This is a genomic window from Nocardia sichangensis (genome assembly GCF_047200615.1).
GTDB classification, from domain to species: Bacteria; Actinomycetota; Actinomycetes; order Mycobacteriales; family Mycobacteriaceae; genus Nocardia; species Nocardia sichangensis.
This window is the reverse complement of sequence record NZ_JBJZOK010000023.1, coordinates 37,931-58,154: the sequence shown is the minus strand read 5'-3', so window position 1 is coordinate 58,154 and position 20,224 is coordinate 37,931. Positions and strand designations below refer to the sequence as shown.

The following is a 20,224-nucleotide window of genomic DNA, read 5'->3' as shown; positions in this document are numbered from 1 at the left end:
GGGGTGCGGCCCGTGGCGAAATCCTTGGTTATCCACAGGATTTCGCGTCATCCACAGCCTGAATCAGGAGGATTCGCCGCCTTCTTTGCCCAGGTCGGGGCCGGTGTCGTCGTCCTTTTGCTCGCGTGCTGCTCGCTCACGAGCCTCGGTTTCGGCCAATTGCGCCAGCGGGTCGTCGAAGACGGTGGCGCCGCCGCCGATGACCGAGTCGATGAAACCGGCGGGGGAGTCCAGGTCGTCGGAATCCGGCAGCAGGTCCGGGTGCGCCCACACGCGGTCGCGGGCGGTCATGCCCGCGTCGCTGGTGAGCCTGCGCCACAGCGCCGCCGCCTCGCGCAGCTTGCGCGGACGCAACTCCAGCCCGACCAGCGTGGCGAAGGTCTGTTCCGCGGGACCGCCGGTGGCGCGCCGCCTGCGCAGCGTCTCCGCCAGCGCGCCCGCGCCGGGCAAGCGGTCGCCCACGGCGTCGGCGACGACCACCTGCACCCAGCCCTCGATGAGCGCCAGCAGCGTTTCCAGCCGTTCCAGCGCCTGCTTCTGCTCGGGCGTGGTCTGCGGCTCGAACGTGCCCTGGGCCAAGATCTCCTCGAGCTTCGACGGATCGGTCAGCGACATCGGGTCGATGTTCTGCGCGGCCTGCTCCATCGCGGAGAAGTCCATCCGGATGCCGCGCGCGTAGTCCTCGACCGCGCCGAGCACCTGCTGACGCAGCCACGGCACGTGCGCGAACAGCCGCTGGTGGGCGGCCTCACGCGCGGCGAGGAACACCAGGATCTCGCTTTCCGGCTGCTCCAGTCCGGCACTGAACTCCGAGATCGCCGCGGGCAGTAGCGCCGCGGTGCCGGTGGGGCCGAGCGGAAGGCCGATGTCGGTGGAGGTCAGTACCTCTTTGGCGAGCTGGCCGAGCGCTTGGCCGAGCTGCGATCCGAAGGCCAGGCCGCCCATCTGGCCAAGCATGCCGACCATCGGCGCGGCGAACTGCCTGGCCTCTTCCGGCAGCGCCGCGGTCCACATGCCCGAAATCTGCTCGGCGACCGGGTCGCACAGCCGCTGCCAGGTGGGCAGGGTCTGCTCGATCCAGTCGTTGGCGGTCCACGCGACCGTCTTGGCGGCGCCCGCGGGCAGGGTGGTCGCGCCGTCGAGCCAGAGTTCGGCGAGGTGCGCGGCGTCGGTCACCGCGCTCGCGGCGCCCGAGCTCACCGGGGCGACGGTCGGGCCGAGCTGCTGGCGGGCCAGCCGCTTGGCGACGTCGTAGTTCACCGGCCCGGCCTGCGCCGAGCCCGGTTGTCCCATGCCGCTGAGCATCTGGCCGAGCGAGGTCAGCATCTGGCCGAGTTGCGCCGGGTCGAACCCGCCCGCGCCGGACCCACCGATACCGAAACCGAACGGGTCGTTCGGGCCGGGACCGCTCGGCTCGTCACCGCGCTTGCGATCGTCGTCGTCGCGGTTCGAGAATCCGAAGGGGAGGTCGTTCATGCTCTTCACGTTACGCGTGTAGCACAGCGTCCCTGTGTTCGCGCGGCGCGAAACCGGAGGCGGCGCGCCCGGGCGAAATGACCGCCTCCGCCCACTCACGCCGCGGGCTGTCATTACTGTGGTCCAGGTGAATCGTCGGATCCTCACCCTGGTGGCCGCACTGATCCCGGTGCTCGTGCTCGGTGTCGTCGGCAGCGTACTGACTGTGCCGTTCGTCGCACTCGGGCCCGGCCCCACCTTCAACACCCTCGGCACGGTGGACGGCAAGGACGTCGTCGCTGTGCGGGGCACCGAGATCGATCCGACCACGGGTCATCTCAACATGACCACGGTGTCGGTGCGCGACGGGCTGAGCATCTTCGAGGCGTTCGGCTTCTGGGCCAGCGGCAAGCACGGCCTGGTGCCGCGCTCGGAGGTCTACCCGCCCGGCGTGTCGCGCGAGGAGATCGACAAGTCCAACCAAGAGGACTTCAAGGACTCGGAGGGCAACGCCGAGGTCGCCGCCCTGCACTACCTGAACCTGCCCACGGTCGTGCTGCTGCGCAAGGTGTCCGACGACGGGCCCGCCCACGACGCGCTGCGCGCGGGTGACGAGCTGATCAGCATCAACGGCACGCCGATGACGACCCCCAAGGATGTCGTGACCGCGGTCTCGTCCCAGGCGCCCGGCAGCACGCTCACCGTGGTTTTCCGGCGCGACAACGCCGAGCAGACCGCGTCGATCGTGCTCGGCGCCCGCCCCGGCGACCCGGCCAAGGGCTACCTCGGCGTGACGCCGGGCGAGGGCGCCCGGCCGCCGCTCGAGGTCGCGTTCAATCTCGCCGACATCGGAGGCCCCTCGGCGGGTCTGATGTTCAGCCTGGCCCTGATCGACAAGCTCACCCCCGGCGAACTGGACGGCGGCAAGTTCGTCGCGGGCACCGGAACCATCGATCAGGACGGCAAGGTGGGGCCGATCGGCGGCATCCAGTACAAGATGATGGCCGCGCGGGACGCGGGCGCGGAGACCTTCATGGTCCCCGCCGCCAACTGCGACGAGGCCAAACAGCGGACTCCCGACGGCCTGCGGCTGGTGCGCGTCGAGACCCTCACCGGCGCGGTGCAGTCGCTCAACGAGATCAACACCGGCAAGGAACCGGTCGGCTGCGGGTGAGCTGGATCGCTCGGTCGGTCGACAACCCGCGACGGAAGCCGCGCGACTCGCCCGGACCGCGCAGCGGCTGGTGATCCCGACCGAAGAACGCCGCGCGCCCGGCCGTTGAACCGCGATCGGGCCGCGCAGCGCCGCACCGGAGCGTCAGCGCTTCACTCCAGGGTGTGATGCAGCGCTTCGACGAGGTTCGGCGCCAGATTGGGGTAGGTGCGCAGGTCGAGGTCGCCGAAATCGTCCGCGTCGTCCGCGGGGCGCAGCTGCAACAGGCACAGCGACGCGCCGTCGCGCAGCACCGCGGCGAACAACCGGGCCTCCCGGCGCTCCGGGTGCGCCTCGGCGGCGGCGCGCGCGGCCGCGTCGGCGGCATCGTGGTCGGCCAGCAGCGGGGCGAGCGCGTCGTCGAGCGTCGATTCGGCGTCCGGAGGGAGCACCACGATCTCCTGCACCAGCACGCAACCGCGGACGGCGGGGGGCCAACTGGTGGTGGCCAGGAATTCGTCCAGGGCGATCGAGCCGCCGGTGATGTCGTCCGGGAAAGCTTCCTGGGCGACCGGCGTCAGCTCGTCGCCCTCGTCGAGCTGATCCTCCAGTTCCGGCTGCGCCGCGACCAGATCCGCGGTCGGCACCAGGGCGAACATCTGCGGGGGACGGCCCCACCCCTCGGCATCGACGAATTCCGCCACCTCCCGGACGGATCGGGCAAGGACGAGTTCGGCGTGCAGGTCTGGGGTCACGCGAACATCCAATCAAACCGCAGGCGCGGACAGCCGGAAACCCGGGCGATCGGTTCCCCGGCGCGGCAAGCGCAACCCTGCCAGCTGCATGGTGTCCGATTTCCGTAGAGTGGGCCGAGACGGTCCGGAAGGACCACCCGCAACATCGGACTGCGGCGCATCGGCCGAGCGTATCGGTGCGAGCGTCGCCGGACCTTGGAGAGTGGCATCGTGGGCATGCGGCCCCCCACCGGCTTACCTTCGCTGTCCCGACGCAGCCGTGTGCTGCTGGTGGCGGCCATCGTCCTAGCGGCGTTACTGCTGCTCGGGCCGCGGTTGACGGACACCTACACGAATTGGCTGTGGTTCGGCGAGGTCGGCTTCCGCAACGTGTATCTCACCGTGCTGCGGACCAGGGTGCTGCTGTTCCTCGTCGTGGCGGCCTTCGTCGGCCTGGTGGTCTGGCTGGCGCTGCTGCTGGCCTACCGCACCAGGCCGGTGTTCGTGCCGGTGGCGGGTCCGAACGATCCGATCGCGCGCTACCGCACCACCGTGATGAGCAGGCTGCGGCTGTTCGGCGTCGGCATCCCGGTGCTGCTGGGCCTGCTGTCGGGTCTGGTGGCGCAGTCGAACTGGGTGACGGTGCAGCTGTTCCTCAACGGCGGATCGTTCGGCGAGAAGGATCCGGAGTTCGGCCTCGACGTCGGCTTCTACGCCTTCGACCTGCCCTTCTACCGGATGGTGCTGAACTGGCTGTTCGTCGCGGTGGTGATCGCGTTCTTCGCCAGCCTGGTCACCCACTACGTCTTCGGCGGCCTGCGGCTGACCGGCCGCGAGGGCACGCTCACCCGCCCCGCGCGCATCCAGCTCGCCGTACTGGCCGGGATCTTCGTCCTGCTCAAAGCGATCGCCTACTGGTTCGACCGCTACGAACTGCTTTCCAGCAGCCGCAAGGAACCCACCTTCACCGGCGGTTCCTACACCGACATCAACGCGGTGCTGCCCGCCAAGCTGATCCTGCTGTCCATCGCGGTGATCTGCGCGCTGGCCTTCTTCGCGGGCATCGTGCTGCGCGATCTGCGGGTGCCCGCGATGGCCGCCGCGCTGCTGGTGCTGTCCTCGATCCTGGTCGGCGCGGTGTGGCCGCTGGTGGTCGAACAGTTCTCGGTGCGGCCGAACGCCGCGGACAAGGAGAGCGAGTACATCGAACGCAACATCGCCGCCACCAGGCAGGCGTTCGGCATCACCGACGACAGGATCGATTACAAGGACTACAAGGGCGAGAGCAGCAAGAGCCCGCTCGAGGTGCCGGTCGACGCCGCGACCGTCGGCAACGCCAGGCTGCTCGACCCGAACATCCTCTCGCCCACCTTCACGCAGCTGCGCCAGCTGAAGAACTTCTACGGCTTCCCGGAGTCGCTGGACATCGACCGCTACAACCTCGACGGTGACGTCCAGGACTACATCGTCGCCGCCAGGGAGCTCTCGCCCGCGGCGCTGAGCGGCAACCAGACCGACTGGATCAACCGTCACACCGTGTACACCCACGGCAACGGCTTCGTCGCCGCCCCGGCCAACCGGGTGAACAAACCGCCGTCGGACGATCCGAATGCCGCGGGGGGCAGCGGCGACGGCGGTTACCCGATCTTCATGGTCAGCGATCTGTTCACGCCGGCGGACAAGCAGCGGATCAAGGTGGACCAGCCGCGCGTCTACTTCGGCGAGCTGATCTCGCAGGCGAACCCGGACTACGCGATCGTCGGCGCGATGGACGGCCAGCGTCCGCGCGAGTACGACTCCGACACCGCCCAGTACACCTACACCGGCAAGGGCGGCGTGCCGATCGGCAACTGGTTCAACCGCCTGGCCTTCGCGGCCAAGTACGCCGAGCGCAATATCCTGTTCTCCTCGGCCATCGGCGACGACTCGAAGATCATCTTCAACCGCAGCCCGCGCGAGCGGGTGCAGAAGGTCGCGCCCTGGCTGACCACCGACGGCAACGCCTACCCCGCGGTTGTCGGCGGACGGATCGTCTGGATCGTGGACGCCTACACCACGCTGGACAACTACCCCTACGCGCAGACCACCTCGCTGGAGGGCGCGCTGGAGGACAGCATCGACAAGAAGACCGGGCGGCTGCTGCCGCGTAAGGCGGTCAGCTACATCCGCAACTCGGTGAAGGCGACGGTCGACGCGTACGACGGCAGCGTCACGCTCTACGAGGTGGACTCCTCGGACCCGGTGCTGAAGGCATGGCGCGGGGTGTTCCCGGGCGCGGTGAAGCCGGAGAGCGAGATCTCGCCGGAACTGCGGGCGCACTTCCGCTACCCGGAGGATCTGTTCAAGGTGCAGCGCGAGATGCTGTCGAAGTATCACGTGGACGATCCCCGAGAATTCTTCACCAACAACGCTTTCTGGTCGGTTCCCGCCGACCCGACCACCGAGGGCGGGACCACCGCCAACCAGCCGCCGTATTACGTGCTGCTGGGCGACCCGAAAACGAACAAGCCGACGTTCAATTTGACCAGTGCGATGACCGGCTACAACCGGCCTTATCTCGCGGCCTATATCTCGGTGCGTTCCGACCCGGACGGCTACGGGAAATTCACGATTCTTCGATTGCCAACGGACACACAGACATTGGGTCCGCAGCAGACGCAGAACCGGATGACGACCTCGCCTGAGGTGTCCCGCGAGAAAACGCTGCTGTCCAATTCGAACAAGATCAAATATGGCAATCTGCTGACCCTGCCGGTCGCGGACGGCGGCATCCTCTATGTGGAGCCGTTCTACAACGAACGCAACACCGGGCCGAACACGGCGACCTTCCCGCAGCTGCTGCGGGTGCTGGTGAGCTATCGCGACGAGGCGGGCAACGTCAAGGTGGGCTACGCCTCGACTTTGGCGGACGCGCTGAACCAAGTGATCCCCGGCGCGGGCGCGCTGGCGACGCCGTTCGGCGGTGACTCGGGCACCAGGCCCAAGCCGGGCACCACTCCGGTCCCCGCCGAGAACGGCAACAACGGGACCAGTAACGCCTCGACACCGCCGCCCGCTTCGGTCCCGCCACCGGCGACGGGATCGTCCGCCGCCAAGGACGCCGCGGCGGCCGAGCTCAACCGCAAGATCGAGAACGTGCGCAACGCCATGCGCAGCGGGAACTTCCAGGACTTCGGCCGTGCGCTGGACGAGCTGGACGCCGCGGTCAAGGCGTATCAGGACGCCGGTCGCTGAGTAGTGCCGCCGGATAGGACCGGCACGAAGAAAGACGCCGCCATCATCGCGATGGCGGCGTCTTTCTTTCGGCGCGGGATGGGTCAGCGACCGAGGGAGTCGATCAGCGCGCTGTTCTGGCTCAAGATCTGCTCGAACTGTCCCTTCAGGCCGTACTGCTCGGCCAGCTCGTCCGCGGCGGACTTGGCCTTCTCGACCACGGACTGCGCCGCGCTCACGGTGGGCTGGGCGGGCTCGGGCACGGCGGGAAGTTCCTCCGCCGGGGCCAGCGTCTCGGGCTCGGAGGTGCCCTGGCGCAGGTACCGGCCGCACACCGGCCACGCGCCGGGGCCCTGGGTGGCGAGCACGTTCTCCGCCACGCGAATCTGCTCCGCCTTGCTGGCGGTGTGGGCCGAGCCCTTGCCGCCGTTGGCGGCCCAGGTGCTCTGCGAGAACTGCAGGCCACCGTAGTAGCCGTTTCCGGTGTTGATCCCCCAGTTGCCACCGCTCTCGCACTGCGCGACGCCGTCCCAGTCGTGGGTGGCCGCGGAGGCGGAAGCGGTGGAGAATGCGAACGGGACGGCAACAAGAGCGCCGGTGATGGCGGCGAAGCCGATGGCGCGGGTGCTGATCTTCCGGTTCTCAGTCATGGTCGTTTCCCTCCCTGCGCCCGCCGGCACGGCGATCGTGCTTACTGCCGTGTCCCTGTCCCCAGGTCGTCGGGGATCCTCGAGCCGCGGGACAGGGTCACCGGTGTTCGGCGGTTCGAGTTCGAGCCCGTCTCGGATGATCCGGGCCGTGGAGTGACGGTAACGAAGAATTCTCAGCAGATCACATCTTGATAACGCCGGAATTGCATGATTCGAATAACTCGAATATGCGAGTTTTACCAGGTGGGAAACGTCGTCAACACGCTGATTCCATGCGAAGTTATCGCATCGTTATGTGAGTGAGATCACCTCGAAATGGTGAAGTAGGTCACGTTTGAAGTTGGTTTTCGGTGGTGAATCTTGAGGGCGCGGTGTGGAAATGTGCGGCATCGCGATTGCTGCGGGATGGTTTCGGAGTTCGGTGGCGGGCGGATGTTCCTGTCGTGCGGTCTGTTCGCCTCGCCGAAACCGCCTCTGAGCTGGCGATTTGCAGACTCTGCGAACCCATGTGTAATGTTGTGTTCACCGACGCGGGGTGGAGCAGCTCGGTAGCTCGCTGGGCTCATAACCCAGAGGTCGCAGGTTCAAATCCTGTCCCCGCTACTAGGGAAACGGCTCCGGAACAATAGTTCCGGGGCCGTTTTCGTCGTTCTGGCAGCACCCCGGCATCGGTGGCGTTACTGCCGAGTGGCGTGTCGGACGCGCGTCTACCGCACGCTGGCGGCGGGCTGCGCCTTCCCGGGGCCGCGTCGTCGGCCGGAGCGGGCGATTCGTTCCGGCACCCCGTGTCGGCGTTCACGCCGATGAGGCCGAACCGCACCAGCTGACCGACCATGCCAAGCGGCACACCGTCCGCCAACGGTTCGCGTCCGATGGATCGGCGCAGCTCCTCGTTCGGCAGGGTGCCGGTGGCCAGTTCCCTTGCCGACCCGCCACACGCCCGGCAGCAGTTCGGGCACCACGTCGGTGCGCTTGGCCGAATCGCGACACGTCGGCGCGCTGCGGCGGCCGGCGAGAGTGCCGGTCCTGGTCTCTGGTCGAGCCGCGCGTTCGGGCCGGAGACCGAAGACAGCGAGGGGAGACGGGATCAGACTGGCAGCGACGACGGTGTGAAGGAGGAAGACCTGTGTGTGCGCCACGGCTGATCGATGGTGGGGACTCGTCGGAGGTTTCGGGTGGGGACGTTGTCGGGACCGGTGTGAAACTCATCCGCGAGCGGGGTTTCGGCAGGGTGGTGGATCTGACGCATACGCTGACCCCGGACTTTCCGGTGTGGGAGCTGGTCAGCAAGCGGCCCGAGTTCGGGCGGGTGGCCTGCATGGCCGACAACCAGTACAACGCCGGGCGGCTCGACATCTACGAACATGTGGGCACCCATATCGACGCGCCGCTGCACTTCGACGACGCGGGTCTCTCGGTCGACGCCATCCCGGCGGAGAACCTGGTCGCGCCGCTCGCGGTCATCCGCATCGCGGAGCGCGCCGCCCGCGACGCCACGGCGGCCGTGACGGTGCGCGACATCCGGGACTGGGAGCGCGCACACGGCCCGCTGCCGCAGGGCGCGGTCGTCGTCATGGAATCCGGCTGGGCGCAGCGGGTGCCGATCCCGGGCGCGTTCCTGAATCACGACGAGCGGACCGACACCTATCGGTGGCCCGGCTTCAGCGCCGAGGCCGCCGACTTCCTGATCCATCAGCGGGAGGTCGTCGGCATCGGCGTGGACTCCACGGGCCTGGACCGGGGGAGCGACCGCGCGATCCCGGTCCATCGGACGTTCCTGCCGTCGGGCCGCTACGGACTCGAGGCGCTCAACGGCCTTCCGGACGTGCCCGACGCCGGCGCGACGCTTGTGGTCGGGGCCTCGAAGCACCGGGGCGGAACCGGCGGTCCCGCTAGGATTTTCGCGCTCTACTGAGCTCCGCTACCACTTGTTCCAATGGACGACATTGTCCAGATCGGTGCGCACGCCCGGGCGGAACGACGTGCCGATCGTGTACGCGACGGGGATGAGCGCGGTCTGCAGCACCGATTCGTACGGGATCCCGAGAACCTGGGCGGCCTCGTATTCGTACTGCAGATGCAGGGTGGTCCAGACGGTGCCGAGGCCGCGCTCCCTGGCCGCCAGCATGAAGCTCCACGTGGCGGGCAGGATCGACCCGTAGCTGTTGGCCATGTCGACGACGCCCGGGTCAGGGCGGCGCACCACGTGCACGCACGGGATCAGCATCACCGGCACCTCGTGCAGATGCTCGTACAGATGCGGGCCCGTGGCGTACATGCGCTGGGTGCGCACCGGATCGTCGCGCCAGTCCACGCCGTCCCGCGGCACGTATTCGGTCGGCATGTTGCGGCCTTTGCGGTACAGATCCGCCAGCGCGGCCCGCTGCTGCGGATCGGTCACCACGACGAAGGCCCACCGCTGCCGGTTCTGCCCGGTGGGCGCCTGGGTGGCGATGGTCAGGCACTCCTCGATGACCTCGCGTTCCACCGGGCGCGTGAAATCCAGCCGTCTGCGGACCGAGCGGGTGGTGGTGAGCACTTCATCGGCCGTCAGGTTGAGCCGCATCACGCCTCTGCTTCCATAGTTCGACATTTCGACAGATTTCGAATTCATGATATAGTGACACAAGGTATTTCGAGGTGTCAACGAGGGAACGAACGATGAACGGACTGCTCGACGCCATTCTCGCGGAGGACGCCACCGCAGCGGATTTCGCGAACCTGACTGTGCCGCAGAGTTATCGGGCGATCACCCTGCACCGCGACGAAATCGGCATGTTCGAGGGGCTGCACCCGGCCGAGCGCGATCCGCGCAAGTCGATCCATCTCGACGAGGTCGCGGTCCCCGAGGTCGGCCCGGGCGAGGCGCTGGTGGCGGTCATGGCCTCATCGATCAACTACAACACGGTGTGGAGCGCGATCTTCGAACCGGTCCCCACCTTTGCCTTCCTCCAACGGTACGGGCGTACTTCGGATCTCGCCGCCCGGCACGACCTGCCTTACCACGTCATCGGTTCCGATCTGGCGGGTGTCGTGCTGCGCACGGGCGCCGGGGTCACCGCCTGGCGGCCGGGGGATCGGGTCGTGGCGCACTGCCTGCACGTCGAACTGGAGGGGCCGGACGGGCACAACGACACCATGCTGGATCCGGCCCAGCGCATCTGGGGATACGAGACCAATTTCGGCGGCCTCGCCGAACTCGCGCTGGTGCGCGCCAATCAGCTGATGCCCAAGCCGCGGCATCTGACCTGGGAGGAGGCGGCCTCGCCGGGTTTGGTGAACTCCACCGCGTACCGACAACTGTTGTCGCGCAACGGCGCCGATATGAAAGCGGGCGACAACGTGCTCATCTGGGGCGCGGCAGGCGGCCTCGGATCCTACGCGACCCAATTGGTTCTGGCCGGCGGCGGCTTCCCGGTCTGCGTGGTGTCCTCGGCCGAGAAGGCCGAGCTGTGCCGGGCGATGGGCGCGCGGGCGGTCATCGACCGGTCGGCCGAGGGGTATCGGTTCTGGCGCGACGGCGTCCAGGACCAAGGCGAATCGAAGCGATTCGGAAAACGGATCCGCGAACTGACCGGCGGCGAGGACGTCGACATCGTCTTCGAACATCCCGGCCGGGAAACGTTCGGCACCTCGGTGCTGGTCGCCCGTAAGGGCGGGGTGGTGGTCACGTGCGCGTCGACGAGCGGCTATGTGCACGAATTCGACAACCGCTATCTCTGGATGAATCTCAAGCGCATCATCGGCTCGCATTTCGCGAACTACCGCGAGGCGTGGGAGGCCAACCGGCTCATCGCCAAGGGCTTGATCCACCCCACGGTCTCGAAGACCTATCCCCTCGCCGAGGCCGCCCAAGGGGTCTACGAGGTGCACGACAACCTGCATCAAGGCAAGGTCGCGGTGTTGGGGCTGGCGCCTGCCGAGGGGCTGGGCGTGGAAGATTCGCAGAAACGCGAACAGCACCTGCCCGCGGTCAACCGGTTCCGCGTCCTCGACTCGCTATGAGCCGAGGACGCGGTGCAAGGCGGTGAGAATCCGCCCTACCGGGGCATACAGCCCACGCGACCGGTGTAACTCGTTGGGCACGAAAGAGATCGCTGCCGCGTGCGACGGCCACGCCGCGTGCACACCGCCTCCGGAGCCGTCGTGCCCGAACGCGGCCGGATGCGGGCCGAGGTGACCGAGTTCGGTCTGCAGTTGCAGGCCAACGCCGTAACGCATGGGCCGCTTGAACACCGCGTCGAAGCCACCGGACAGCGGTGTGGTGCCCAGGGCCAGCGTGGCCGGTGACAACGGCGTCTCGCCGCCGAGCAACGCTCCGAACAGCCGCGCCATGGAGCGCGCGGTGCCGATCGCGTTGGAGGAGGGGATCTCCACCCGGTGCCAGGCGGGGCGGTTCCACGGAATGTCGTGCTCCGGGAAGATGAGTGGATTCGCCCAGACGGAATCCGCGAGGTTCAACCGCGCCGATCCCGCCGGTGCCGGGGCGCGGCCGCGCCACCCGGGCCCGTAGCGCACCTGCCCGACACGCGGTTCGAGATCCGCGGGCAGTCCCAGCCAGATGTCCAGGCCCAGCGGCACGGCGAATTCCTCGTGGAAGAGCGCGCCCACGGTGCGGCCGTCGACGCGGCGTATCAATTCACCGCACAACCAGCCGAAAGTGATTCCGTGATACGCGAGTTCGAGCGCCGGGTCGTCCTCTCGAGGTTGCTCGGCCAGCAGCTTCGCGGCCAGGGCGCCGTCCGGCGCGGGATCGCTCGGGAAGGGCGTGCGCACGCCCGGCAGGCGGGCGCGGTGGGAGACGAGTTCGGCGACGGTGACGTCCCCCTTCCCGGCGGCCGCGAACTCCGGCCAATACGCGGCGATCGGCGCGTCGAGCCGCAGCTCCCCCCGTTCGAGCAGTAGCAGCAGGCACACGGCGATCAGTACCTTGCTGCCGGAGAACAGGATCTGCAGCGTGTCGGCTTCCCATGGCCGGTCGCCGTCGTCACGGCTGCCGCCCCACAGGTCGACCACCGCGACGCCGTCGACCGTCGCGGAGAACGCTGCGCCGCCGCGCGTCTCGGCGAGATATTCCGCGAAGGCCTCCGCGACGGTCTCGTACCCCGGCTCCACCCGGCCGCGGACCCTCACGCCCACAGCAGCCCGCCGTTGACCTCCAGGACGTGGCCGTTGACGTAGGAGGAGTCGGCGCTCGCGAGGAAGACCGCCCCCGCCGCGGCCTCGGCGACCCGGCCGACCCGCTTGGCGATCAGGCGGTCCCGGTACAGCTCCCACGCCTTCGGGTTCTGGGCGAGGTCGTCGGCGATGCCGCCGTCCAGAATTCCGGGGGCGAGGCAGTTGACCGTGATGTTCCGCGAGCCCAGTTCCGCGGCGGACACTTTCGTGAACATCTCCACCGCGGCCTTGGACGCGCAGTAGGCGGCCGCCCCCACCGCGACGCGGGTGGCCATGCTCGAGGAGACGTTGATGATCGTCCCCCCGGTCTTCTCCAGATGCGGTATCGCCGACCGAGTCGTGTGGAAGACGCCGTTGACGTTCACCGCCATCGTCGTGGCCCAGTCCGCGGCGGTCGTGCGATGCACGCGGCCGTCGATGCTGACCCCCGCGTTGGCGACGACGATATCGATCCCGCCCAGGGTGTCGGCGGCCCGGCTCATCATCTCTTCGACCGAGTCGGCGTCGGTGACATCCACCGGAAGATAGGTGAATTCGCGCGGCCAGTCCGGGTGGCCCGCCGGATCCGTGCGTCCCGCGCACACGACGTGCGCGCCCTCGGCCGCGAAGGCGTCGGCGATGGCGCGGCCGAGCCCGCGCGTGCCCCCGGTGACGACCGCTCGCTTCCCACTCAGACGATCGTTCACCCGTCGCTCCCACCCGTCCGGTGCCAGCGCAGCACCGCGGCGCCGCCGGTCAGCCCGCCCCCGACGCCGGCGAGCAGGATGTTCTCGCCGTGCGCGATCGGCCGCTCGCGATGCGAGTGGGCCAGCGTCACCGGAACCGACGCGGCCCCGGTGTTGCCGAACCGGTCGACGGTGACCGGGACGCGGTCGGGATCCGCGCCGATCTTGACGGCGAGCTCTTCCACCAGACGCAGATTCGCCTGATGGAAGACGAAACGATCGATGTCGCCGACGCCGAGATCCGATTCTCGCAGCACGTCGTCGACCAGGGCGGGGAGCGTGTTGAGCGCGTAATCCCGTGCGCCGCGGCCGTTCATCTTGAAATAGTGGTCGCCATGTTCCAGCGCCCGCGCGTCGATCGGCTGCCGCGAACCGCCCGCGGGAACCTTCACGGTGTCGTGCAGCGCGCCGTGCGCCACCAACTGCTGGGCCAGCAGACCCGAGCCATCGGGCACCGGCCCGACGAGGGCCGCCGCGGCGCCGTCGCCGAAGAGGGCGACGGTTCTGCGGTCGCTCCGGTCCATGATCGTCGAGTACTTGTCGGCCGCGATCACCAGCACCGGCCGCCGCCGCGGATCGTCACGGACCAGTGCCGATGCCAGCCGCAGCGCGTAGAGGAAGCCGGTGCAGACCGCGTTCACGTCGAAGGCCGGAATATCCCGGAATCCCAATATTCCCTGCACGATCGCCGCGGTGGCGGGCAGGGGATGGTCCGGGGTCGAAGTCGCGACGATGATCGCGGACGGATCCGCCTGGTGCCGGTCCAGCAGTCTGCGGGCCGCCGCCACGGCGAGCGTCGAGGTGGGATCGGTGGTGTGGGCGTAACGCCGGGTCCGGATGCCCGTGCGATCGACGATCCATTCCGGTGTGGTGTCCGCCCAGGCGCTGATCGTGTCGTTGGACACCTCGATGGGCGGGACGTGGTAATCGATGTCCAGAATTCCGACTGTCATGAGGGAACCTCGGTATTCCTGAGGGGTGGACCGCACGGCGTCACAGCCGCACGGCGACGCGGTATTCGCGCAGCCAGGTGTTCAACTGCAGCGCGCGCGGCAGCCACGGCGGTGGGGTGAAGGTGCCGTTGTGCCAGCGATCGCTGTCGGCCAACTCGCGCAGCGCGGTCGTGTTCAGCAGCGCCAGGGCCGGCGACGACGGGTCCGCCAGCATCTCGCGGGTCGCCGCGCGGACCGCCGCGAGATATTCGGGGCTCTGACCGAACGGAAAGCCGCTCTTGGGGCGCTTGGCGACCTGCGGCGGCAGCCACGGCTCGGCGACCGTGCGCAGGATGCCCTTTTCCTGTCCGCCGTGCCGCTTCAGGTCCCAGGGCAGATTCCACAGGTACTCGACGAGCCGATGGTCGCAGAAGGGCAGCCGGACCAGCAGACCGGTGCGCGCGCTCATCCGATCCTTGCGGTCGAGCAGGAACGGCAGGAAGCGGGTGATCTCGAGGTGGAACACCTCTCGAACGCGTCGTGCCGCCGCGTCCTCGCCGTCCAGCCGCGACACCTCGGCGACCGCCTCGTCGTGCCGCTCGGCTACGGCCGCGTCCAGATCGAGGTGCTCACGCAGTTCCGCCGAGAGCATGCCGTTGCGGTCGGTGTTGCCCGCGCCCCAGGGGAAGCCACCCGTGGGATTCGCGGCCTCGGCCACGAACCACGGATAGCCGCCGAAGATGTCGTCGGCGCCCTCGCCGGACAACACCACGGAGGCGTACTTGCGGACCTCGCGGAACAGCAGGTACAGCGAAACGTCCAGATCGCCGACGCCGGGGATATCGCGGGCGCGCAGCGTTTCGGTCATCTCGTCCAGCAGCGCGGGTGCGTCCAGGATCACCTCGGTGTGATCGGTGCCGACGTGGTCGACCACCGCGCGCACGAACGGCGCGTCCCGGCTCGAATGCAGCGCGTCGGGAGTGAAATCGTCGTCGCCACCCGCGAAGTCCACCGAGTACGTGGACAGTTTCGCGCCAGTGGCCGCGGTGACCGAACGCGCGGCGAGCGCGGTGATGACGCTGGAATCCAGCCCGCCCGAGAGCAATCCGGCCGGTGCGGCCGTGCGGGTCTGGCGTCCGATGATGTCGGTCAGCAGCGCGTCGAGCGTGTCCACGGTGGTGGGCAGATCGTCGGGGTGCGGCGCGGATTCCAGTCGCCAGTACCGGGTGTGGTGCAGGCCGTTGTGATCGACGCGCACGGTCCAGCCGGGGCGGACCTCGCGCAGGCCGCGGTACACCGCGTCGCCGGGTCGCCGCATCGCGACGGTGAAGATGTCGATCAGCCCGTGCGCGTCCACCTCGGGTACGAACAGGTCGTTGGCCAGCAGGGCCTTCGGCTCCGAACCGAAGAGCAGCCCGCTCGGGTGCTCGGCGAAATACAGCGGCTCGATACCCAATCGGTCCCGCGCCAAGAACAATTCGGACCGGCGCACATCCCATATCGCGAACGCGAAGGCGCCGTTGAGCCGCCGGACCGCATCGCCGCCCCATTCGAGGTAGGCATGCGCAACGACCTCGGCGTCCTCGTCGGTGTCACCGGCGAAGACGTGGCCGCGCCCGGTCAATTCGGCGCGCAGTTCGCCGGTGTTGTAGATCTCGCCCGACAGCGTGAGCACCGCCAGCGGGCGGCCCGCCTCGGCGACGACCGCCGGTTGCCCGCCGGGCCGCGTGTCGGTCGCCGTCGCCGCGCGGTGGCCGAGGGCCACGTGCCGGTCGATCCAGGCCCCGCCGTGGTCGGGTCCGCGGTGGGTGAGGGCATCGGACATGGCGCGAACGGCGGCCTCGTGCTCGCGCAGATCGCGCTGCCGATCCAGCCAGCCGGTAATTCCGGACATCGACAGCCTCCTCAGGAGTTGGGCGATAGTTCCGACAGGGTCTGGCGCACCACCGCGTCGATCGGCGCGGGTAGCCGGGCCCAGTTCTGCTCTTCGTCGAGATCGAGGACGCGCGACAGCTTCCAGCCCAGGTACTGGCCCAGCGACGCGAGCGGCGGCAGCTTCTCCACCGGCCGTACGGTCACCTCGAGGCCGCCGAACAGGGCGCGCAGCCGGTCGGTGAGCACCGCGGTCCACGGACCCGCCGGATCGCCGTCGTAGGTGACCAGGAAGACGATCTGCCGCCCGCGCACCACGACCATGTAGTTGAACACCGTCGCGTCGGGCAGTGGCTCCTCCCAGACCGCCTGTTCCAGGTCGTTCTGACGAATACCGGTGCGGTCCAGCACGATAAGGTCCTGGGAGCGGCCCTGGGTGCGCAGGACGGCGGTGTGCAGACCGCATCCGCACGGCGTGCCGTCGATATCCACCAAGTCGCCGGTGCGGTAGCGCAGCAGCGGGCGAGCGGGCAGGTCGAGAGTGGTGATCACCAGCTCGCCGCGGTCGGATCGGCCGTCCACCCGCCGGATGCCGGTCTCGTCGACCAGCTCGAGCAGGAAACTCTGTGGTTGCAGATGCAGCTGTCCGCGCTCGCAGGTGACGGCAGGGGTGCCGGTCTCCGAAGAGCCGTAGGAGGAGACGAACGACGTCGCTCCGGTCAGCCTCTCGAGGTGACGGCGGAAACTGGGGCCGGTCTGCTCGGCCATCAGCAGCAGGCGGTCGAATTTCGGCGCGGGCAGCTCGGCGCGATGAGCGAATTGCACCATCTCGAGCAGCCGCGACGGCGGCCCGATGAAGACGTTGACTCCCAGCTGATCGATCAGCCGCAGCACCCGGGTGTAGTCGCCGGTGATGTTGTCCACCCAGGGGCGCAGCGACATCACCTGCAGATACTCCAGCGCCTTCTCGAACTGGTAGGCGGCAGGGGCGAAGGGGGCGTTGATCAGGATCAGCGCGATGTCCTTCGGCTGCAGCAGCCGCGCCCACATCTCGCCGATGTTCACGGTGTTGATCAGCAGATCGTCCAGCGCCTTCGGCGCGGCCGCGGGGTCGCCCGTGGTGCCCGAGGATTCGTAGTAGTGCAGGAACTCGTCCAGCGGACGGGTGAAGGCGGACTGCCCGAAGCGGCCGAGTTCCTTCTTGCCCAGGAACGGCAGCGACGGCAGGATCTCGGTCAGCACGCGCTCGGTCGGTATGGGCGTGCCGGTGTCCAGCTCCTCGAGCAGCCCGGCCGGGACCGAATCCTCGTACATCTTCGAACGACCCGCGGCGCGCACGGTCTCCAGCAGTTTCGCCGCGTGCACCCGATCGAGGTCGGCGGTGCCCGCGTATACCGACCGGACCAGCGCGGTGTGCTCGGCCAGCAGTCGCTGATTCTTCGCACGCGTATCGTCGTCGCGTAACAACAGCATCGGTCTCTCCTAGCGATCGGTGGGGAAGAGGGGGTCGGCGACGTCGGCGGCGGCGCGCACCGAGCCGTCGGCGATGAGCCGTTCGACCTGGTGGATGTCGTGGTCCATCCGCCGATCGCGGTCGGTGAACGGCACGTGGTCGCGGATCAGCTCGTGGACGCGGCGGATCGCGGGGGCGGCGCGGTGCACGCCGCGGATCTCCACGGCCTGGGCCAGCGCCAGCAGGTGGATCGCGGTGACCTGCCGGGTCAGCTCGATGATGGTGCGGGCGTCGCGGGCCGCGATCGTGCCCATACTGACTTTGTCCTGGTTGTGCGACTCGGTGGAGCGGGAGAACGCCGTCGCCGGGCCGCTGTGCTTGAGCGCCTCCGCGGTGACCGCCGAGGCGGCGATCTGCATGCCCTTGAAGCCGTGGTGCAACCCGGACTCGTAGTCCTCCGCGTCGCGGGGGGCGATCAGGTTCGGCGTGAGCCCGGCGTTGAACTTCTCGTCCACCACCAGTTCCAGCTGCCGGTCGAGCAGGTCGGCGAGGCTGGCGACGGCGACCTTCAGCGAATCCATCGCCTGCCCGACGTGTCCGGCGTAGAAATTGCCGCCGTGATGCAATTCGCCCGTCTCCCAGGCGAACAGCGGATTGTCGGTCGAGGAGTTGATCTCGGTGTCGATCCAGCGCCCCACCCACTCCAGGCTGTCGCGCAGCACGCCGTTGACGTGCGGCGCGCAGCGCACCGAGTACTTGTCCTGGATGCGATGTTCGAGGGTGCGGAAGCCCCGGCCCTCCAGCCCCGACCGGCGCACGAGGATCTCCTCGTAGCTGGTGGTGAGGCCGGATCCGTCGAGCAGACCGCGGATCAACTCGGCGCTCGCGCCCTGTCCGGGATGCGGCTTGTTGGCGTGCACGAAGGGATGGAAGTGCGAGCCGTTGCCAAGCAGGGCCTCGCAGGTCATGGCGGTCGCGACGTCGGCGGCGTAGGCCAGCTCGGCGGCGTCGGCGACCGCGAGCGCCGCGAAAGCCGAGGTGAAGGCGGTGCCGTTGATCAGTGCCAGGCCCTCCTTCGGCTCCAGCACCACCGGTTCGATGCCCTCGGCACGCAGCGCCTCCGCGGTGGGGCGCACCTCGCCCCGATACCGCACCTCGCCCTCCCCGAGCAGCGCCGCGGCGACATAGCACAGCGGAACCAGATCTCCGCTCGCGCCGAGCGATCCGCGCTCGGGGATCAGCGGCAAGATATCGGCGTCGAGGTGCCGCAGCAGGGTCGAGACCACTTCGGGGCGGATCGCGGACGGGCCGCGCGTGAGGCAGTTGGCGCGGATCAGCAGGGTCGCCCGGGTCACGTCCGGCGCCGTCACCGGGCCGACCCCGTTGAGGTGGTAGACGATCAGATTGCGTTGCAGGTCGGCGGCCTTCGCCGGGGAGATCTGGCGATTGACGCTGTCGCCGAACCCGGTGGTGACGCCGTAGATCGGGATCCCGGTGTCGATCAGTTCGCGTTTGAGCAGCACGGATTCGTGCATGGCCGTCAGCGCGGCAGGGGCGATGCCGAGGTTCACCGGTACGGTGCGGCGTGCCACGGCGGCGACCTCGGTCACGCGTAACGCGGTGCCGTCCAGGAATAGTTCGGTGCCGGTCGTCGTCATGCCAGCTCCACCAGCTCGGGTTCGGCAGCGACCCGGCCGCGTCCGAGTGCCTCGCCGATTGCCCGTAAATTCGTGGCCAGTCGGGCGAATTCGGGCAGATCGAGGGATTGGTCGCCGTCGGAGAGCGCCTGGGCGGGGCGCGGGTGCACTTCGACGATCACCCCGTCGGCGCCTGCCGCGAGGGCGGCCGCGGACATCGGCGGCACATAGCGCGTGGCGCCGGTGCCGTGACTCGGATCGACCAGGATCGGCAGGTGCGACAGGTGTTTGACCACCGGAACCGCGTTGAGGTCGAGGGTGTTGCGCGTCGCGCGCTCGAAGGTCCTGATGCCGCGCTCACAGAGAATGACGTGGTCGTTGCCGTGTGCGAGCAGGTACTCCGCGGCATTGAGCCATTCGTGCACGGTCGCCGACAGGCCGCGTTTGAGCAGCACCGGCCTGCCCGTCAGGGCAAGCTCGGTGAGCAGGGTGAAGTTCTGCATGTTGCGCGCCCCGACCTGTAACAGGTCGGCGGCATCGGCGACGCGATCGATGTCGCGCACGTCGAGGATCTCGGTGACGATCGGCAGACCGGTCTCCGCGCGCGCGTCCCGCAGCATCGCCAGTCCGTCCGGGCCCAGACCGTGGAAGCTGTAGGGCGATGTGCGAGGTTTGAACACGCCGACGCGCAACATGTCCGCGCCTGCGGCCCGGACCGCCCGCGCGGTCTCGAGCAGCACCTCCGGCGTCTCGGCCGAGCACGGACCGGCGATGATCACCGGGCGGCCGTCGCCGACCGGCACCGCGCCGACCCGCACGACCGAACCCTCCGGACGGTACTCGCGGGCGGCGAGCGGGAAAGAGCTGCTCTCGGGCAGAACCCGTACCAGATGCTCGCTGCGGGCGAGCTCGGCCTCGAGCAGCGGGCCGGTTTCGGCCCACGTGACGATCAAGAATCCGGTGCGGGTGCGGCGGGTGGTCGCCTTCGCCGGAACCTGGCGGAGCCGGGTGAGGATGTCCTGCAGTTGCGTATCGGTGATGTCGTCGCGCGTCTGCGCCACATACACAGCCATCTAGTGGGCCTCCTGATCGGGCCGGCGGAATGAAAACGGTCGAATGGAGATGAGGTCCAGTCTGTTTCGAAAACAAGTTCCGGTCTTCCGGCTGTGGTCGCTATTGAATTCACGTCCCTGGCCCGGTTCCTATCGATATACGACTGGAC

At 68.6% G+C, this 20,224-nt stretch carries 15 protein-coding genes and 1 tRNA gene; 5 read left to right on the top strand and 11 right to left on the bottom strand.

Translation table 11 applies throughout. The annotated features are described in order from the left end of the window. Positions 1-63 precede the first annotated feature (63 nt). Positions 64-1,476, bottom strand: coding sequence for a zinc-dependent metalloprotease (locus ACL03I_RS27510; protein ID WP_355079947.1), 1,413 nt, complete (start codon positions 1,474-1,476; stop codon positions 64-66). Positions 1,477-1,603: 127 nt separating this feature from the next. On the opposite strand from ACL03I_RS27510, the gene ACL03I_RS27505 reads away from it, so the two are divergent. Beyond that, a complete protein-coding gene (locus tag ACL03I_RS27505; protein ID WP_412807298.1) occupies positions 1,604-2,629 on the top strand; it encodes a YlbL family protein in 1,026 nt (341 codons plus the stop codon). A gap of 152 nt (positions 2,630-2,781) precedes the next feature. On the opposite strand, the gene ACL03I_RS27500 is transcribed toward ACL03I_RS27505, so the two are convergent. Beyond that, positions 2,782-3,363, bottom strand: coding sequence for a PPA1309 family protein (locus tag ACL03I_RS27500; protein WP_355079943.1), 582 nt, complete (start codon positions 3,361-3,363; stop codon positions 2,782-2,784). Positions 3,364-3,573: 210 nt separating this feature from the next. Between ACL03I_RS27500 and ACL03I_RS27495 the strand changes: the two genes are divergently transcribed. Beyond that, complete coding sequence (locus ACL03I_RS27495) at positions 3,574-6,576, top strand: UPF0182 family protein (protein ID WP_355079941.1); 3,003 nt, start codon at positions 3,574-3,576, stop codon at positions 6,574-6,576. Between the two features lie 83 nt (positions 6,577-6,659). Here ACL03I_RS27495 and ACL03I_RS27490 read toward each other — a convergent pair whose 3' ends face one another. Then, the gene (locus tag ACL03I_RS27490; RefSeq protein WP_355079939.1) at positions 6,660-7,205 is read right to left on the bottom strand and encodes a transglycosylase family protein; all 546 of its coding nucleotides are present in this window, start codon (positions 7,203-7,205) and stop codon (positions 6,660-6,662) included. Between the two features lie 529 nt (positions 7,206-7,734). Between ACL03I_RS27490 and ACL03I_RS27485 the strand changes: the two genes are divergently transcribed. Both ACL03I_RS27485 and ACL03I_RS27480 read left to right on the top strand, forming a co-directional pair. Next, a tRNA-Met gene (locus tag ACL03I_RS27485) sits at positions 7,735-7,808 on the top strand. A gap of 595 nt (positions 7,809-8,403) precedes the next feature. Next, a complete protein-coding gene (locus tag ACL03I_RS27480; protein WP_412807297.1) occupies positions 8,404-9,120 on the top strand; it encodes a cyclase family protein in 717 nt (238 codons plus the stop codon). A gap of 6 nt (positions 9,121-9,126) precedes the next feature. On the opposite strand, the gene ACL03I_RS27475 is transcribed toward ACL03I_RS27480, so the two are convergent. Beyond that, complete coding sequence (locus ACL03I_RS27475) at positions 9,127-9,774, bottom strand: nitroreductase family protein (RefSeq protein ID WP_379253376.1); 648 nt, start codon at positions 9,772-9,774, stop codon at positions 9,127-9,129. 92 nt (positions 9,775-9,866) lie between these two features. On the opposite strand from ACL03I_RS27475, the gene ccrA reads away from it, so the two are divergent. Continuing rightward, complete coding sequence (gene ccrA, locus ACL03I_RS27470) at positions 9,867-11,210, top strand: crotonyl-CoA carboxylase/reductase (RefSeq protein ID WP_355079933.1); 1,344 nt, start codon at positions 9,867-9,869, stop codon at positions 11,208-11,210. On the opposite strand, the gene ACL03I_RS27465 is transcribed toward ccrA, so the two are convergent. From ACL03I_RS27465 to aroF, 7 genes are read right to left on the bottom strand one after another with little or no spacing between them, the layout of a single operon-like run. Beyond that, positions 11,205-12,344 (bottom strand): serine hydrolase domain-containing protein, encoded by a 1,140-nt coding sequence (locus tag ACL03I_RS27465; protein ID WP_412807296.1) that lies wholly within the window; start codon positions 12,342-12,344, stop codon positions 11,205-11,207. The two genes, ccrA and ACL03I_RS27465, sit on opposite strands and share 6 nt — an antisense overlap. Further along, positions 12,335-13,069: an SDR family NAD(P)-dependent oxidoreductase gene (locus ACL03I_RS27460; RefSeq protein ID WP_355079929.1), complete on the bottom strand. Its 735-nt coding sequence runs from the start codon at positions 13,067-13,069 to the stop codon at positions 12,335-12,337. Before ACL03I_RS27460 ends, ACL03I_RS27465 begins: the two co-directional genes overlap by 10 nt. Further along, positions 13,066-14,061, bottom strand: coding sequence for a 3-oxoacyl-ACP synthase III family protein (locus tag ACL03I_RS27455; protein ID WP_412807295.1), 996 nt, complete (start codon positions 14,059-14,061; stop codon positions 13,066-13,068). Before ACL03I_RS27455 ends, ACL03I_RS27460 begins: the two co-directional genes overlap by 4 nt. 40 nt (positions 14,062-14,101) lie before the next feature. Continuing rightward, on the bottom strand, positions 14,102-15,934 hold the full coding sequence (gene asnB / locus ACL03I_RS27450) for an asparagine synthase (glutamine-hydrolyzing) (RefSeq protein WP_412807294.1): 1,833 nt from the start codon (positions 15,932-15,934) through the stop codon (positions 14,102-14,104). An 11-nt stretch (positions 15,935-15,945) separates the two neighbouring features. Then, a complete protein-coding gene (locus tag ACL03I_RS27445) occupies positions 15,946-17,385 on the bottom strand; it encodes a phenylacetate--CoA ligase family protein (RefSeq protein ID WP_412807293.1) in 1,440 nt (479 codons plus the stop codon). Between the two features lie 9 nt (positions 17,386-17,394). Further along, positions 17,395-19,023, bottom strand: a complete 1,629-nt coding sequence (locus tag ACL03I_RS27440) for an HAL/PAL/TAL family ammonia-lyase (protein WP_412807292.1) — start codon at positions 19,021-19,023, stop codon at positions 17,395-17,397. Beyond that, entirely contained in the window at positions 19,020-20,075 is a 1,056-nt protein-coding gene (gene aroF / locus ACL03I_RS27435) for a 3-deoxy-7-phosphoheptulonate synthase (protein ID WP_355079919.1), read from the bottom strand. The genes ACL03I_RS27440 and aroF overlap by 4 nt, the downstream gene beginning before the upstream one ends. Positions 20,076-20,224: the final 149 nt, after the last annotated feature.